Origin of the sequence: Flavobacterium sp. JP2137 (assembly GCF_050562195.1) — a bacterium.
GTDB lineage: Bacteria > Bacteroidota > Bacteroidia > Flavobacteriales > Flavobacteriaceae > Flavobacterium.
Genome location: NZ_CP191647.1, coordinates 926,632 through 941,569, shown reverse-complemented (window position 1 = coordinate 941,569; position 14,938 = coordinate 926,632). Strand labels below are relative to the sequence as shown.

Below are 14,938 nucleotides of genomic sequence, written 5' to 3'. Positions count from 1 at the left end.
GATATGCGTGATAAAAGCTAGTGAACTGGAGTGATATATGGGTTAAAAAAGTCTTATTTTTTAGCTCTTGAAACTTGGTCTGCCAATAGGATTGCATTGTAGGCATTGACGATTTTCCCCGAAGTAGAGATCGCTTTAAAGTTTCTCTTGTCCGTTGGTTTTCCGCCTAAAATTACCTCTTTATCAATGGCAATTCCCGAGTCCATCAAGATTTTTTTCACCTGTCCTGCCGTTAATTTAGGGTAGTAAGCGCGCACCAATGCCGCTACACCCGCCACGTTTGGCGAAGCCATAGAAGTTCCTTGTAAAAAGTCGTAAGTATTGTGTGGAACCGTCGCGTAAATCTTTACGCCAGGTGCAAAGACATCCACGTCGTAATGACCGTAGTTCGAGAAAGAAGCGATTAATTTTTCGCTAAATTCCGGGTTTAAAGCACCGACTACTAAAAAGTTATCGGAAATCTCTTTACCCATTCTCACATTGTCGTTGGGAAAGCGATCAACACCACCGTCTTTGTTTAAGTCCAAGGCGTCATTACCTGCGGCAACGACGATCAACACGTCTTTTTCTGCGGCATATACAATGGCATCGCGCACCCATTGCGAATGCGTTTCGAAGTATTTACCAAAACTACCGTTGATCACCTTAGCACCGTTGTCCACTGCATAGCGAATGGCCAAAGCGATATCTTTGTCGTATTCGTCTCCATCGGGCACAGCGCGAACCGCCATGATTTCAACCACATCAGAAGCCACACCGTCGCCGCCTAGGTTGTTGTGACGCTCCTGTGCTATAATTCCCGCTACGTGGGTACCGTGCATGGCCTCATCGCGATCAGGACCCATTACGTTGTTGTCTCCATAGGGAACATCGTTGAGGTCGTCTGGATTATCGCCAGTCAAGGCTCTACCGTTGAATTCCACGTTTAATTGGTACTCCAACTTGCTTTCTACTTGTTTTCTGTATTTGTCTATAACCGACAAGTCATTGCCGCGGCTCAATATACCGTACATGATGTTTTTGGCCTGTACGATTTTACTGTCTGCCTTGGCATCGATTTTTTCCAAATCCTGTAGCGTATAGGTATCCGCTTTAAAGTAGGCCAATAACTCTTTGTTGGCATTGATTAAAATGTCTACTCGGGGTTTGCTCTGAACGGCTTCGTTGATTTCTTCGCGGTGTTTGGCCAGGGCTTTTTTGTATTGCTCCGTGCCATCATCGCCTTTTTTTACGATACGCGTATACTCCAAATTCTCGTGTACGGCTTTGCCTAAAAAGTTCCAACCGTGTATGTCGTCTATATAACCGTTTTGATCGTCGTCTATACCGTTTGCCGCTTTTTCCTTAGGATTGGTCCATACGGCTTTCTTTAAATCGTCGTGCTCTATTTCTATGCCCGAATCGATTACACCCACCACTACTTTGGTCGCTTTTTTACCCTTGAGCAATTCTTGGTATGCGCGGTCTACCGACATGCCAGGAACCGTATCGCGAACCAAGTCTAAATGACTCCATCGCTTTAATTGTTCGTCCGTTAAGGCTGTTGTTCTTTTGGGTAAATGGTCTACGCCTCCGATAGGGGTATAGTTAGAAAATTTTGTTCCTCCACAACTGGCTAGTACAAGTGCCAAGGCTGCAGATAAATAAACCGGTTTTAATAAACGCATGTTGTTTCTTTTATTGGTTATAATTTGATTCTAAGGCCGAATTTAGTGATTTACTGCTAAATGGCAATTATTTAGTTGAAAAACCCGCCTCGAATATACTGTTTTCGCCGTGTCCGAAGACCGATGGCACAAATTACGCAAACTATCCGATCATCTGAAAGTAAAATAACACGAATTTATGCTTTGGGGTTGATACACAGCTTCTAAAGAATATTTTTTATGTTTTTATTGGCAATTTACCCCCCGCTATGAGCAGCGGTTTTAGAGGCGGTTTGACGTTTTTAAGAATCCTGCTTTTACTATTTTAAATTTTAAGTTAATTCGTTGAAAATCAGTAAAAACAACGAATTTTTTTAACTTTTTTAACCGCTGTATTTTAACGCGATGGGCTTGTTTGCTGCGCTCGGCTTTTTTATTTTAATAGAAAGAAACAGCAAGTTATTGACTGGTATTGTTTTACGATTAAATTTTTGAATTAGGCGGTTTTTTATAAGAAGAGATAAGGGAGCCCAGCGCTTTTCCGCTTTAGCGTTGAACGTGTGGTTTGTAATAGGTGTAGGCTCCATAGTGTTAAGTGTGAGTTGCTCAGCAGATGAAACAGTGGTTTTAGAAAAACAATCCTTCGATGTAGGGAATGAATTAACGGAATATGAAATCAGTGTTATGGAACAGGTTTTTAATGATAATCACCATATTAGTATTGAGGAAGCTCAGAAAGAAGTGGCGAATATGCTTTTGGTTTTTCAAGAGAATTCTAATTTTCCAACTTCGAGAAAGGTAGAAAGTATACAGGCAATACTTGTTGATGATGAAATTAAACAAGATTACGCAGGTATAGTGTTACCGGATACTTTGCGTATCTATTTAATTTTAAGGATCAAAACGGTTATGCGCTTGTCGCTGCAGATAATCGAGTTGAGGAGCCCATTTTGTGTTTTGTTGAGCAGGGTAATTTAGATAAAGATACTGATACTCCAGGTTTTTATCTTTTTCTAGAACAAGCAGAAAACAAAATTGTCGAACAAATTGATTATGCGCATCAGAAACGGGATTCATTAGCGGATGTTATATCCTTTAAATTAGATAAACGCTATACGGATTCTGATGATTCCGATGAGGAAATAGATCAAGAAAAAGACTTATTTGGTTTTGGTCGTACAAGGAGACGCTACTATAGAATTTTTCGTATAGAAGTTGGATTGTGGCAGGTGATAACAAATAGGGAACCGCTTGTTCCCATAGAATGGGGGCAAGGTAATCCATATAATGCTTTTGTAAAGTATAAATCTAATTGTACAGACGCTCCAGTCGGCTGTGTAGCTACGGCTACGGCACAGATTATGGCTTATTGGCAGTACCCTTGGGAGATCGATGGGCAATCGATACGATGGAATGAGCTAATAAAGTATACAGGAAGAGAGTCTTTTGTACTTAGGGGACACTTGAATCCGAATTGGGTGGATGAAATTAGAAATGCAAGTCCTGATCTTAAAGCGAATGTAGCCCATTTGATGGAACGTATTGGATATCATGTCGGGATGAATTATGGCTGTTTTGGAAGTAGTGCAAGTATTTCTGATGCTACTGCTTTTTTAAGAAATCGCGGTTATAAAGGAGGTTTTAGAAACGATTACGAGGTCAATGCGGTTATAAATTCTTTAAATTATAGCCATCCTTTGATTCTGGAAGGTTGTGCAATTAAAAAAAGAAAAAAGATTTTGGGAATTAAAGGGAAGTCTTCTTATAGTGTTTGCCATGCTTGGGTAGTGGATGGATATAAGAATTTTCGTCGAGAAATTAAACAAATTACGGAAATCCGTGATCAAAGAACGAATCGTTTGATGGCTATTCGTACGGATTACTTCCACCAATATTTTAAAGTGCTCCATAACAATTGGGGATGGGATGGGGTTGCAAATGGTTGGTTTCAAGCGGGTGTTTTTGACTCCGGCAGTTATAATTTTCAATATAGAAATCGTATATACCCGCATATTAGACGGTATAAATACTAAAGAATATGAAAAAGGGTGTTTATTTGACAATTTTGCTCGTACTATGGGGTAGCTGTAAACAAGACGATGAGATTTATCCCGGACCGTTTTCAGGGCCTAAAAACGAAAAGTCCTATATCGATTATTTCACTCATGTGAGTGGCATACAAGCTACTGTTTTTTCAGGTGTTTTGGTAGATGAGGCGCAACAGCTGTTTTTTTATTTAAAGCGGGATACGTCACAGAACTATAAAGACCTAAAAGAGGGTATATCCGTTCTCGTCCAAAGTGATTCGAGATGTAGTGTTGGTTTTTCTTGGTTTAGTGATAATCCGGGATTTTATAAATATGCCAATCTAATTGGCGATACCTTGTACAATTCTTCCAAAAGACCGCCTTGGAGCAATGCGATCATCGATACGTTGCAAAGCATACAAATTATGACCGATCAGGATTTTGACCAACAGCATCCCAAAGGAAGCGATGTCTCTAAGTATTTTAAAGTTTTCTTTTCGAATCCCTATCTCGTTGTTAAGAACCACTATCAGATTTATACCGGAGAATATGCTTATAGGTTGGAGGATGCTATAAATGAAGCGCCTTACGCAATACTTGGCCGGTCTTTGGAAGAAACCGATTTTCGAAGTTATCCTTTTATGAATGATTCGTGGATTTGCGTATTGACAACAGCGCCGGAAGCAGATGGAGCATACCGATTTACCGTAAAAGTCATCAAGAAAAACGGAGATCTTTTAACGGCTCAGACCAAGCAATCGATACATATAAAAGGGCGCTAAAAAAAGGCACTCTTTTTGGATGGAGAGTGCCAGTTTTATAAATTTAAAAAATATCTTCGAAGCGAAATACCTCGTTGAGGCGAACGCCTTTTTCGGTGTGTTGTACCGTGATGACTTGGTTGTGGGCATCGTGACCCAAAACCAAATAATAATTTTCTGTAGCGGCCGTATTTAAGAATTTTTCCTTTTCCTTTAGCGTGAGCAAGGGTCTGGTATCGTAGCCCATTACATACGGCAGGGGAATATGACCGGCTGTCGGCAGTAAATCGGCCACATAGGCTATTTTTTTTCCTTGATAGTCGATCAGTGGAATCATTTGCTTTTCGGTATGTCCGTCGGCAAAGAAGATTCCAAAGTCCAATTCGGATTTGAGCAGCAAATCGCCTTGGGGTCTTTTAACCAGAGCTAGCTGTCCGCTTTCCTCTATCGGCAGGATGTTTTCTTTGAGAAAGGAGGCTTTTTCGCGATCGTTGGGGTTAACGGCCCAATCCCAATGCTTGTCGTTGGACCAGTACTTCGCGTTTTTAAAGGCGGTTTCGTAGCCGGTTCGTTCGGCATTCCAGTTGACGGCGCCTCCGACGTGATCAAAGTGCAGATGCGTCAGGAAAACATCGGTAATATCGTCGCGGTGAAACCCGTTTTTTGCCAGGGACTTGTCTATGGAATCGTCGCCCCAAAGGGAGTAGTAACCGAAAAACTTATCCGATTGTTTGTTGCCCATACCCGTGTCGATCAGGATCAGTCGGTCGCCTTCTTCGATCAGCAGCAAACGCGCGGCAATATCGATGAGGTTGTTGGCGTCTGCCGGATTGGTGCGGTTCCAGATGGTTTTGGGCACCACGCCAAACATCGCGCCGCCATCCAATTTAAAATGGCCGCTCTCTATAGCATATAATTTCATGATGGTCTCTTTTTTGTCTGCTACAAATTACAGAAATTTTGTCAAGCGCACAATTGCTCGGCCCGACTTATCCGTGCGCGGTTTTTTTGCGCCGGTAGGCTGCGGCTAACGACGCGTAAATGGCGCGTCTGCTTCTTTATGGGATCGAGGTTTTTTCGGGGGAATTTACAGCCTAACCGCGGCGAAATTGCGCGGGGGCTGCGGGCGCTTTCTCGCTTGTTTTATCCGTGGGCTAAGCGTTTTTTACGTGGTTCACAAGGCGTTAAGGATTGAAGCGGTATCCTTTTGCGCAGCGCAGCGAAGCAGAAGATAAAGCGAAAAGCCTGACCCGGAGGGGAACGCGCTTAAAAGGGATAAATTAAGAAAACATGATAATTGTCATATTTATTTGCGGTATGGGGGAAATAGTTTCTGTTATTGTGAAATTTAGGGGCTTTTTACTGTTTTTTACGCAGTGTGCTACAAAAGGATTAAGCGCTTTAAGTTTCTCATTACTATGGGATTAAAACAATAAATTCTGACTATAGTGGCATTAGTTATAAAAATGTTATTCCTTATAGGAAACCGCAATTTTTATAATATCTTTGCGATAGTTTTAGAACTAATCCAATTAAACCTATGATAAAAGTTTCAGATACAGCAAGTAAGCGCGTGGCGCTGCTAATGGAAGATGAGGGATTTGACGTAACTAAAGATTATGTTCGTGTGGGCGTAAAAAGTGGCGGATGTTCCGGACTTTCCTATGATTTAAAGTTTGATCACCAATCTGGAGAGGAAGATAAAATTTTTGTCGACAATGGGGTTACCATTGCTGTAGATAAAAAGAGTTTTTTATATCTGGTGGGAACGACTTTGGAATTCGAAGGGGGATTAAACGGGAAGGGATTCCAGTTTAACAATCCCAATGCCAACAGAACCTGTGGTTGCGGCGAGAGTTTTTCTCTATAAAGGGAGGAGTGTCCATCGTCTTAGACAAAAAAACGAAGACAGGTTTTTAAGCCTGTTTTCTCTATTAAAAGGAATTTTATTTATTGAACGAAAACCGGTGGTTTTATTCCATCGCCGTTTTTAGATTTAAAAAAAAATATGAGCAAATATACCGAAGAAGAACTTAAAAAAGAGCTGGAGACCAAGGAGTACGAATACGGTTTTTACACCGACATCGAATCGGAGACTTTTCCCATTGGATTAAACGAATCGATTGTTCGTGCAATTTCTTTAAAAAAGGAAGAGCCCGAATGGATGACGGAGTGGCGATTGGAAGCTTTTCGCGCTTGGCAAGAAATGATTGAGCCCGAATGGGCCAATGTACATTATCAGAAGCCCGATTTTCAGGCGATATCGTACTATTCTGCTCCCAAAGCCAAAGATAAGTACAAAAGTATCGATGAGGTGGATCCGGAATTGTTGGACACCTTCAACAAATTGGGAATTTCTCTCGAAGAACAGAAACGCTTAGCCGGTGTAGCTATAGATATCGTGATTGATTCGGTATCGGTTGCGACCACCTTTAAAAAGACCTTGGCGGAGAAGGGAATTATTTTCTGCTCCATATCTGAGGCGATACGCGAACATTCGGAATTGGTTAAAAAATATTTGGGTACCGTAGTTCCGCGTAAGGACAATTTTTATGCGGCCTTAAACTCGGCGGTATTCTCCGACGGTTCCTTCTGTTACATCCCCAAAGGGGTGCGTTGTCCGATGGAGCTATCGACCTATTTCCGCATCAACCAAGCCGGAACCGGACAGTTCGAAAGAACCTTGGTCATTGCAGACGAGGGAAGTTATGTGAGCTACTTAGAAGGCTGTACTGCCCCCTCTAGAGACGAAAACCAATTGCACGCCGCTGTGGTCGAATTAATCGCATTGGACGATGCAGAAATTAAGTATTCCACCGTTCAAAACTGGTTTCCAGGGAACAAAGAGGGCAAAGGTGGGGTGTATAACTTTGTAACCAAAAGAGGACTGTGTGAGACGCGAGCGAAAATTTCGTGGACTCAGGTGGAAACCGGATCGGCCGTAACTTGGAAATACCCATCTTGTATTTTAAAAGGGGATTATTCCATAGGTGAATTCTATTCGATAGCCGTTACCAATAATTTCCAACAAGCCGATACGGGAACCAAGATGATTCACTTGGGTAAAAATACCCGATCGACCATCATTTCCAAAGGAATATCTGCGGGTAAATCGCAGAATAGTTACCGCGGATTGGTTCAGATTGGAGCCCGTGCCGAAAACGCGCGTAACTTTACACAATGTGATTCGCTGTTGATGGGCGACCAATGTGGGGCGCATACCTTCCCGTATATCGAAGTAAAAAACAGCACCGCACAATTGGAGCACGAGGCCACCACGAGTAAAATCGGGGAAGACCAAGTTTTCTATTGCAACCAAAGGGGAATACCGACAGAAAAAGCGATTGCTTTGATCGTCAATGGATTTTCCAAGGAGGTATTGAACAAGCTTCCGATGGAGTTTGCCGTAGAAGCGCAAAAGCTATTGGAGATTTCCCTAGAGGGAAGTGTTGGATAGTGCGGGGACTAAAGACGACTTATAGATAAAAGATATAATAAAACAACAGAGTTTTGCAAGGGCAGATTCCCATCTAGAATTTCAAATCTCAAATTCAAAATCAAAGCATGTTACAAATTAAGAATTTACACGCTAGCGTAGAAGATAAAGCAATATTAAAAGGCATTAACTTAGTGGTTAACGCTGGAGAGGTACACGCCATTATGGGGCCTAACGGAGCCGGTAAGAGTACGTTATCTTCGGTTATTGCCGGTAACGACAACTTCGAAGTCACCCAAGGAGAGATTTTACTTGAGGGCGAGGATATCAAGGAAATGGCACCAGAGGAGCGCGCGCATAAAGGCGTTTTTCTGTCGTTTCAGTATCCGGTTGAGATTCCTGGAGTGTCGGTGACGAACTTTATGAAAACCGCGATTAACGAATCTAGAAAAGCACAGGGCTTGGAAGAGATGCCGGCCAATGTGATGCTGAAAAAAATCCGCGAGAAATCCGAAATGTTGGAGATAGACCGCAAGTTTCTATCCCGATCGTTAAACGAAGGTTTTTCCGGTGGAGAGAAAAAGAGAAACGAAATTTTCCAAATGGCCATGCTCGAGCCGAAGCTGGCTATTTTGGACGAAACCGATTCCGGTTTGGATATCGATGCCTTGCGCATTGTAGCCAACGGGGTGAATAAATTAAAAAGCCAAGACAATGCGGTAATCCTGATTACGCATTACCAAAGATTGTTAGAATATATCGTTCCAGACTTTGTACACGTGCTTTACGATGGTAAAATCGTTAAAACCGGTGGCAAGGAATTGGCATTAGAATTAGAAGAAAAAGGCTACGATTGGATTAAGAATGAAATCGAGTAAATCGATCGCGACTTAAAACAATTATCAATCTAATTTAGAACTGCACATTATGGAATTGAAAGATAAATTAATATCCTCTTTTATTGCTTTTGAACAACGAGTGGATGTCAACAGTGCGTTGCACAATCTGCGTTTGGAGGCTCTAAAAACCTTTGAAACACTGGGATTCCCTACTAAAAAGGACGAGGCTTGGAAATATACATCGCTAAATGCGCTGTTGAAGAATGATTTTAGCGTTTTGCCGAAAAGCGAAAAGGACGTGGATTTTAAAGACGTCAAAAAATACTTTTTAAACGACGTAGATACCTATAAATTGGTGTTTGTAAACGGGGTGTTCAACTCGCATTTGTCCGCGACTACCCACGATGGTATCGACGTTTGCTTGATGTCTTCGGCCTTGAACAAACCCAAGTATAAAATGATTATCGACACCTATTTCAATACGGCTGCCGATCAAAAAGACAGCTTAACGGCTTTGAATACCGCTTTTTCCCTGGAAGGAGCCTATATCAATATTCCGAAGAGCAAGGTGGTGGATAAACCGATTGAAATCATCAACTTTTCAACGACCAACAGCGAACAAGCCCTGTTTGTACAACCGCGTAATCTGATTGTAGTGGGCGAAAATGCCCACGTTCAAATCGTAGAGCGCCATCAGAGTTTGAGCAGCAATACCGTTTTAACCAACAGCGTTACCGAGATTTTTGCTCACAAACGCGCTATAGTGGACTACTATAAGTTGCAAAACGACAATCAGACGGCTAATTTGATCGACAATACCTTTATCCAGCAAAAGCAAGAAAGCGTGGTGTCGGTTCACACCTTCTCCTTTGGAGGAAAATTGACGCGCAACAACCTAAACTTCTCACAAGACGGCGAGCGCATCGACAGTACCTTAAAGGGAATCACGATTATCGGCGACAAACAGCACGTAGACCATTATACCTTGGTATCCCACAATCAACCCAATTGTGAAAGCCACCAAAATTATAAGGGAATCTATGACGACGCTTCGGAAGGGGTATTTAACGGAAAGATTTATGTGGACCGTTTGGCACAGAAAACCGATGCTTTTCAGCAAAACAACAACGTGTTGTTGAGCGATAAGGCTACGGTAAACTCCAAGCCGCAATTGGAAATTTTTGCAGACGATGTCAAGTGTTCCCACGGCTGTACTATTGGACAGTTGGATCACGATGCGATGTTCTATATGCAACAACGCGGTATTCCCAAAAAGGAGGCGCGCGCTTTGTTGATGTATGCCTTTACCAACGAGGTTTTGGCCAGCGTAAAAATCCCCGATTTAAAAGACAAAGTATCCAAAGTAATCGCCACCAAATTAGGCGTGAATATGGGATTTGACATTTAGGTCAAAAACCGAAATCCTACAGAAAACCGAAGCCAACGCTTCGGTTTTTTGCATTTTAAGGCACCGTTATTGCCAAGGGGCAGTGTTTGTTGGCTTTTGCCCAAAGCCTTCGCCTAAGCGCTTAATCACCGCTTGCCGCGGGTATTGGCTTTAAGAGTGCTGCGCTTGCTGCGGTGGGCAGTCGGGCCTATTAGGAAGGCGTCTGATAGGTGTACTGCACCAAATCGTCCGGACTTTTTAGGGCGTGAAGGCTGCTTTTGTCGAGTACATAGAGCTTGGTACTCAATTGCAATACCGAAGTGTAGTTGTGGTCGACCAGGATAATGCCGCGATTTTGGCTGGCTTGCACAATCAATTCTTGTACGCTTTCCACGATTAGCGGTGCCAATCCCTGAAAGGGCTCGTCGAGCAAGCTGAATTTCGACGGCGCCGTGAGTAGGAGTTTTATTTCCAAATAGCGCAAATCGCCAAAGGCGAGTTCCCTGATTTTTTTGCCCACCATAGATTGAACGAGGCCATCTTCCAGCACCGCTGCTTTTTCGCTGGAATCCAAAAACAGCGATACCGCCTGAGTCACGGTAAGGTGTTTGGGTATAAAGCGATGCTGCGGCAGGTAGTTTAAGGTTTTCGGCAGGGAAAACGGCTGGTTTACCTTGACGCGATCAATGGCCAAATACTTGTGTTCACAGGGCAGGGTGCCGTATATAATATTGAGCAAGGTGGTTTTTCCGCAGCCGTTTCGACCGAGCAAGCCGACGATATCGCCGGTTTTGCAGCTCAGGGCTACATCGGTCAGGATCGCTCTACGATCGCGGTGTTTGACAATGCTTTCGGCGGTTAATTGGTGAACCATACTACAGTGAAATAAATAAACAATACGGCGATGATATTGATACCCGAAGCAGCGACGATGAGCTGAGTTTTGGTCAGGCCGCAGTTGTGGTAAAAGATATAGTCGTCGTTTCTAAACAGTTTTAAATAGCCCAAGGCCAAAACAAATCCGAGGGTACAGTAAAAAATCAAGATGCGCACGAGATCAAATCGAAAGAGCAGCAGCAGCAACGATAAAGGCGCGTTGATCAGCACGATGCCTTTGTAGTATTCGATAAACAGCCTCAATTCCCTTCTAGTAATCATCTGCAATTGTTTTGGGTTATTACGCCAGCTGAAATTTCAGCTGAGCAACGGATCGACGACTGCCGGGTACTTTTTTCGTACGGAGCCACCGCTTTGCCATTTTGTTTTAAAGCAGCACATTCAAAATCAGCGGTATGCGCTGATCTAGGGTGGGGAGCGACTGCAAATACAACAAACGCATAAAGTGAATTTTTATTGTGTGTGGGCTTTGCTCCTAAACAAAGTTATCCAATTTTCCACGGCTTTGCAAGGCAACAGCCTACCCACTTACGTAGAGCGCCGCGTGAAAGCCCCATTACCTAGCGGCAATTTCAACCGCGGCTACCGCTCCTAAAACTCTAATAAAATTCTAATTATCATTTGAACAAGTGGGGGATTCTTTTGGTTACTTTTGCTGCTTGATGAGAAAAAAATAATTTTAATTCTTTGATTGTGATGGGTATAGAGGTGTATGTCCTAGGGGAATCCCGGCCTTTAATCGCAAAAATTAGTTGGAATCTGCGGTGATTAAATCGCTAAATTTTGAAGTTGTGAAAGTCTACTTTTTTAAACCAGAAACCGGAAAAACCATCCTTCCATCTGCCGCAAACCGCACTGGTGCCAGCGGTGTTGAACCCTATTTTCGATATCAGTTCAACGAACCTCCTTCGAGGTGTTAATGGCGTAAATTCAAAAACCTTTTGCCGTTTTAACGGCGCTCTTATTCCCTGCCTTTTGGCAGCGGAGCCGAGCAAACCAGCTGTTCTAGTTCGGTAGAACGGCCGGTTTTCTGGCAGCCAAGCGGCGTTTTTAAGGCATTTTTTAGGCTGCGTATAAGCCGTTTGCATAGGGCTGTTATCGGCTAAAGGTGTTTTTGCGTCTGGAGAACCCACGCTTATTTTTAAACACAAAACGCATGAACTCATGAAAAACAACAAAAACAAATTTTCCGAGACCAAGGAATATCTCATTACCTCCCATACCACGAATCACATCGATCAGTGTTTTGATTTGTTTAAGACCTCGGAGCACGGACTGAGCCACTTGGAAGCACAGCGGCGATTAGAGGTTTATGGAAAAAACGAAATCATCCATCAAAAAGCCCCTTCGGCGCTGTGGCAATTGCTGTTGGCCTATAAAAACCCCTTTATCTTTGTCTTGGGCGTCTTGGCCATCATCAGTTTTTTTATGGATTTTTGGCTGCCGTATCGCCAAGGAGAACCCGCAGAACTGGCGGGGGTTATCATTATAGTTACGATGATTTTGATCAGCGGTTTGTTGCGATTCTGGCAGGAATACCGCACCAACAAAGCGGCGGATTCCCTGAGTTCTTTGGTCAAAACCACCGCTACCGTACGCCGGCGTACCGACACCAATGCCGGGAGTTTGATCATGGAGGTACTGGTCGAAGAGCTGGTTCCCGGCGATATCGTCCTGCTCAGTGCGGGCGACTTGGTACCGGCAGACATTCGATTGTTTACCTCTAGGGATTTGTTTGTCAGTGAAGCCGCATTGACAGGAGAGTCGATGCCGGTAGAAAAATACGACATACCCGGAGATGACGTATTGGATGGGGGCGCACAAAATTCGCCAGAGCGCAACGACTTACTGCGTCTCAATCACATCTGCCTTATGGGTACCAACGTAACGAGCGGCACCGCGTCCGGTATGGTATTCTCTACGGGCTCGCAGACGTATTTCGGATCCTTGGCCACCTCTATAGTGGGCAAGCGTCCGGAAACCGCCTTTGACAAAGGTGTCAATAGCGTGAGTTGGTTGTTGATTCGCTTTATGATGGTGATGGTGCCCGTGGTGTTTTTGGTCAACGGACTGATCAAGGGAAACTGGGTGGATTCCGTATTGTTTGCTTTGGCCGTGGCCGTAGGACTCACTCCTGAAATGCTGCCGATGATCGTCAGTGCCAATTTGGCCAAGGGAGCCGTAACCATGTCCAAGCGAAAAGTCATTGTCAAACGCCTCAACGCCATTCAGAATTTGGGTGCCATGGATGTATTGTGTACCGATAAAACCGGCACCTTAACCCAAGACGAAATCGTGTTGGATCGCTTTATGGATTTGAGTGGTGCCGACGACGAACGCATTTTACAATGGGCGTGGTTGAATAGCTTTCACCAAAGTGGTGTCAAGAATTTAATGGATCGAGCCGTGGTTAAATTTACGGAGGATCGCGAGGATTTTGACGGTTTTACCTACCATGCCAAGGTCGATGAATTGCCGTTTGACTTTGAGCGCCGGCGGTTGTCTGTAATCGTAACAGGTTCAAACGACAACCACATTTTAATTTGCAAAGGCGCTGTGGAAGAGGTCTTGGAAGTAGCGACACAGATGCGTTTAAGAGACGAATATATACCGATTGATGCGCAGGTGCGCAAATACATATTGGACAAAGCAGCAGCCTTTAACAAGGCCGGATATCGCGTATTGCTCTTGGGTATTCGCGAGATTCCCGCGGTGTTTGCCGAAACGCATTATACGCTGGAGGCCGAGCAACAGCTGACGATAGAGGGTTTTCTAACCTTTCTGGATCCTCCAAAGTCCTCCACGGCACCGGCGATCAAAGCCCTGATGGACAATGGTGTTCAGGTTAAGGTATTGACCGGCGATAATGCCGAAATCACCAAAAAGATTTGCCGTGAGGTGGGTATAGACGATGCGCATTGCCTGAGCGGTGCAGATATCGAAGCTATGGACGAGGGCGAATTGGCGCTCGCGGTAGAGCGACACAGCATTTTTGCCAAGCTCTCTCCGCTACAGAAAAACACGGTTTTAAAGACCTTACAAAAAAACGGACATACCGTGGGCTTCTTGGGCGACGGCATTAACGATGCACCGGCTTTGCGCGATGCAGATGTGGGCATTTCCGTGGATTCCGGTACGGATATCGCCAAGGAATCGGCCGATATTATCCTGTTGGAAAAGGATTTAATGGTGTTGGATGAGGGGATTTTAATCGGTAGACAAACCTTTGGAAACATCATTAAGTACCTCAATATGACGGCCAGTTCCAATTTTGGTAATGTGTTTTCGGTGATTGTAGCCAGTGCCTTTATTCCGTTCTTACCGATGTTGGCCATTCATCTATTGCTGCAAAACCTGATTTACGACGTGTCTCAGCTGTCTTTGCCCTGGGATAAAATGGACCGCGACTTTTTAAAGAAACCCCGTAAGTGGGATTCCAAAAACATCGGTCGCTTTATGATGTGGATCGGCCCGACTTCGTCTATATTCGACATTACCACCTTTGCGGTACTCTGGTATATCATCGGTGCCAATAGCGTCGAACACCAAGCCCTGTTTCAGTCGGGCTGGTTTGTGGAAGGGCTGCTCTCGCAAACCCTGGTCGTGCATTTGCTGCGCACTCAAAAAATACCGTTTATTCAAAGTACCGCCACTTTACCGGTATTGATCCTCACAGGACTGGTTATGTGTCTGGGTATTTACATACCGTTTTCGCCTCTGGGTACTTATGTCGGGTTGGTTCCCCTACCTTGGTCGTACTTCCCGTGGTTGGTGGGTATACTCTTTAGTTATTGCGTATTGGTACAAGTGTTTAAGCGCATTTACATCCGCCGATTTGGTCAGTGGTTTTAAGCGAAACCGGGATTTTGTAACAAGAGAGGCAGCCGTTATCGCTTAGCCGAAATAAAAAAACCGTGGTCTACGTTAAGCCACGGTTTTTTTATG

11 protein-coding genes are annotated in these 14,938 nt (G+C 43.9%); 7 read left to right on the top strand and 4 right to left on the bottom strand.

Annotated elements, in window-relative coordinates:
• Window positions 1-53: 53 nt before the first annotated feature.
• Window positions 54-1,667, bottom strand: coding sequence for a S8 family peptidase (locus tag ACQZ43_RS04120; protein ID WP_430614668.1), 1,614 nt, complete (start codon window positions 1,665-1,667; stop codon window positions 54-56).
• 1,208 nt (window positions 1,668-2,875) lie between these two features.
• Between ACQZ43_RS04120 and ACQZ43_RS04115 the strand changes: the two genes are divergently transcribed.
• Together ACQZ43_RS04115 and ACQZ43_RS04110 are read left to right on the top strand one after the other, a co-directional pair.
• Window positions 2,876-3,679 carry a C10 family peptidase gene (locus ACQZ43_RS04115; RefSeq protein ID WP_430615590.1) on the top strand — a complete coding sequence of 268 codons (804 nt, stop codon included), beginning with the start codon at window positions 2,876-2,878 and terminating at the stop codon, window positions 3,677-3,679.
• Window positions 3,680-3,684: 5 nt separating this feature from the next.
• Window positions 3,685-4,455, top strand: a complete 771-nt coding sequence (locus ACQZ43_RS04110) for a DUF5034 domain-containing protein (protein WP_430614667.1) — start codon at window positions 3,685-3,687, stop codon at window positions 4,453-4,455.
• Between the two features lie 43 nt (window positions 4,456-4,498).
• Here the strand turns inward: ACQZ43_RS04110 and ACQZ43_RS04105 are convergent, their stop codons facing one another.
• Window positions 4,499-5,356, bottom strand: a complete 858-nt coding sequence (locus tag ACQZ43_RS04105) for an MBL fold metallo-hydrolase (RefSeq protein ID WP_430614666.1) — start codon at window positions 5,354-5,356, stop codon at window positions 4,499-4,501.
• A gap of 618 nt (window positions 5,357-5,974) precedes the next feature.
• On the opposite strand from ACQZ43_RS04105, the gene ACQZ43_RS04100 reads away from it, so the two are divergent.
• The 4 genes from ACQZ43_RS04100 (at window position 5,975) to sufD (ending at window position 10,117) form a co-directional block, all read left to right on the top strand.
• Window positions 5,975-6,304, top strand: coding sequence for a HesB/IscA family protein (locus ACQZ43_RS04100; protein WP_430614665.1), 330 nt, complete (start codon window positions 5,975-5,977; stop codon window positions 6,302-6,304).
• Window positions 6,305-6,442: 138 nt separating this feature from the next.
• Window positions 6,443-7,891, top strand: a complete 1,449-nt coding sequence (gene sufB, locus ACQZ43_RS04095) for a Fe-S cluster assembly protein SufB (protein WP_430614664.1) — start codon at window positions 6,443-6,445, stop codon at window positions 7,889-7,891.
• 107 nt (window positions 7,892-7,998) lie between these two features.
• Window positions 7,999-8,748: a Fe-S cluster assembly ATPase SufC gene (gene sufC, locus ACQZ43_RS04090; RefSeq protein WP_430614663.1), complete on the top strand. Its 750-nt coding sequence runs from the start codon at window positions 7,999-8,001 to the stop codon at window positions 8,746-8,748.
• A 49-nt stretch (window positions 8,749-8,797) separates the two neighbouring features.
• Window positions 8,798-10,117, top strand: a complete 1,320-nt coding sequence (gene sufD, locus ACQZ43_RS04085) for a Fe-S cluster assembly protein SufD (RefSeq protein ID WP_430614662.1) — start codon at window positions 8,798-8,800, stop codon at window positions 10,115-10,117.
• A 190-nt stretch (window positions 10,118-10,307) separates the two neighbouring features.
• On the opposite strand, the gene ACQZ43_RS04080 is transcribed toward sufD, so the two are convergent.
• A complete protein-coding gene (locus ACQZ43_RS04080; RefSeq protein WP_430614661.1) occupies window positions 10,308-10,970 on the bottom strand; it encodes an ATP-binding cassette domain-containing protein in 663 nt (220 codons plus the stop codon).
• Window positions 10,955-11,254 (bottom strand): hypothetical protein, encoded by a 300-nt coding sequence (locus ACQZ43_RS04075; RefSeq protein WP_430614660.1) that lies wholly within the window; start codon window positions 11,252-11,254, stop codon window positions 10,955-10,957. The genes ACQZ43_RS04080 and ACQZ43_RS04075 overlap by 16 nt, the downstream gene beginning before the upstream one ends.
• A gap of 825 nt (window positions 11,255-12,079) precedes the next feature.
• Between ACQZ43_RS04075 and mgtA the strand changes: the two genes are divergently transcribed.
• Entirely contained in the window at window positions 12,080-14,845 is a 2,766-nt protein-coding gene (gene mgtA / locus ACQZ43_RS04070) for a magnesium-translocating P-type ATPase (RefSeq protein ID WP_430615588.1), read from the top strand.
• Window positions 14,846-14,938: the final 93 nt, after the last annotated feature.

What these genes read in the sequence shown, in the direction of transcription:
- ACQZ43_RS04110 (WP_430614667.1), top strand. Translation starts at nt 3,685, where the DNA reads ATGAAAAAGGGTGTTTATTTGACAATTTTGCTCGTACTATGGGGTAGC.
- ACQZ43_RS04105 (WP_430614666.1), bottom strand. Translation starts at nt 5,356, where the DNA reads ATGAAATTATATGCTATAGAGAGCGGCCATTTTAAATTGGATGGCGGC.
- sufC (WP_430614663.1), top strand. Translation starts at nt 7,999, where the DNA reads ATGTTACAAATTAAGAATTTACACGCTAGCGTAGAAGATAAAGCAATA.
- ACQZ43_RS04100 (WP_430614665.1), top strand. Translation starts at nt 5,975, where the DNA reads ATGATAAAAGTTTCAGATACAGCAAGTAAGCGCGTGGCGCTGCTAATG.
- sufD (WP_430614662.1), top strand. Translation starts at nt 8,798, where the DNA reads ATGGAATTGAAAGATAAATTAATATCCTCTTTTATTGCTTTTGAACAA.
- ACQZ43_RS04075 (WP_430614660.1), bottom strand. Translation starts at nt 11,254, where the DNA reads ATGATTACTAGAAGGGAATTGAGGCTGTTTATCGAATACTACAAAGGC.
- ACQZ43_RS04080 (WP_430614661.1), bottom strand. Translation starts at nt 10,970, where the DNA reads ATGGTTCACCAATTAACCGCCGAAAGCATTGTCAAACACCGCGATCGT.
- ACQZ43_RS04120 (WP_430614668.1), bottom strand. Translation starts at nt 1,667, where the DNA reads ATGCGTTTATTAAAACCGGTTTATTTATCTGCAGCCTTGGCACTTGTA.
- sufB (WP_430614664.1), top strand. Translation starts at nt 6,443, where the DNA reads ATGAGCAAATATACCGAAGAAGAACTTAAAAAAGAGCTGGAGACCAAG.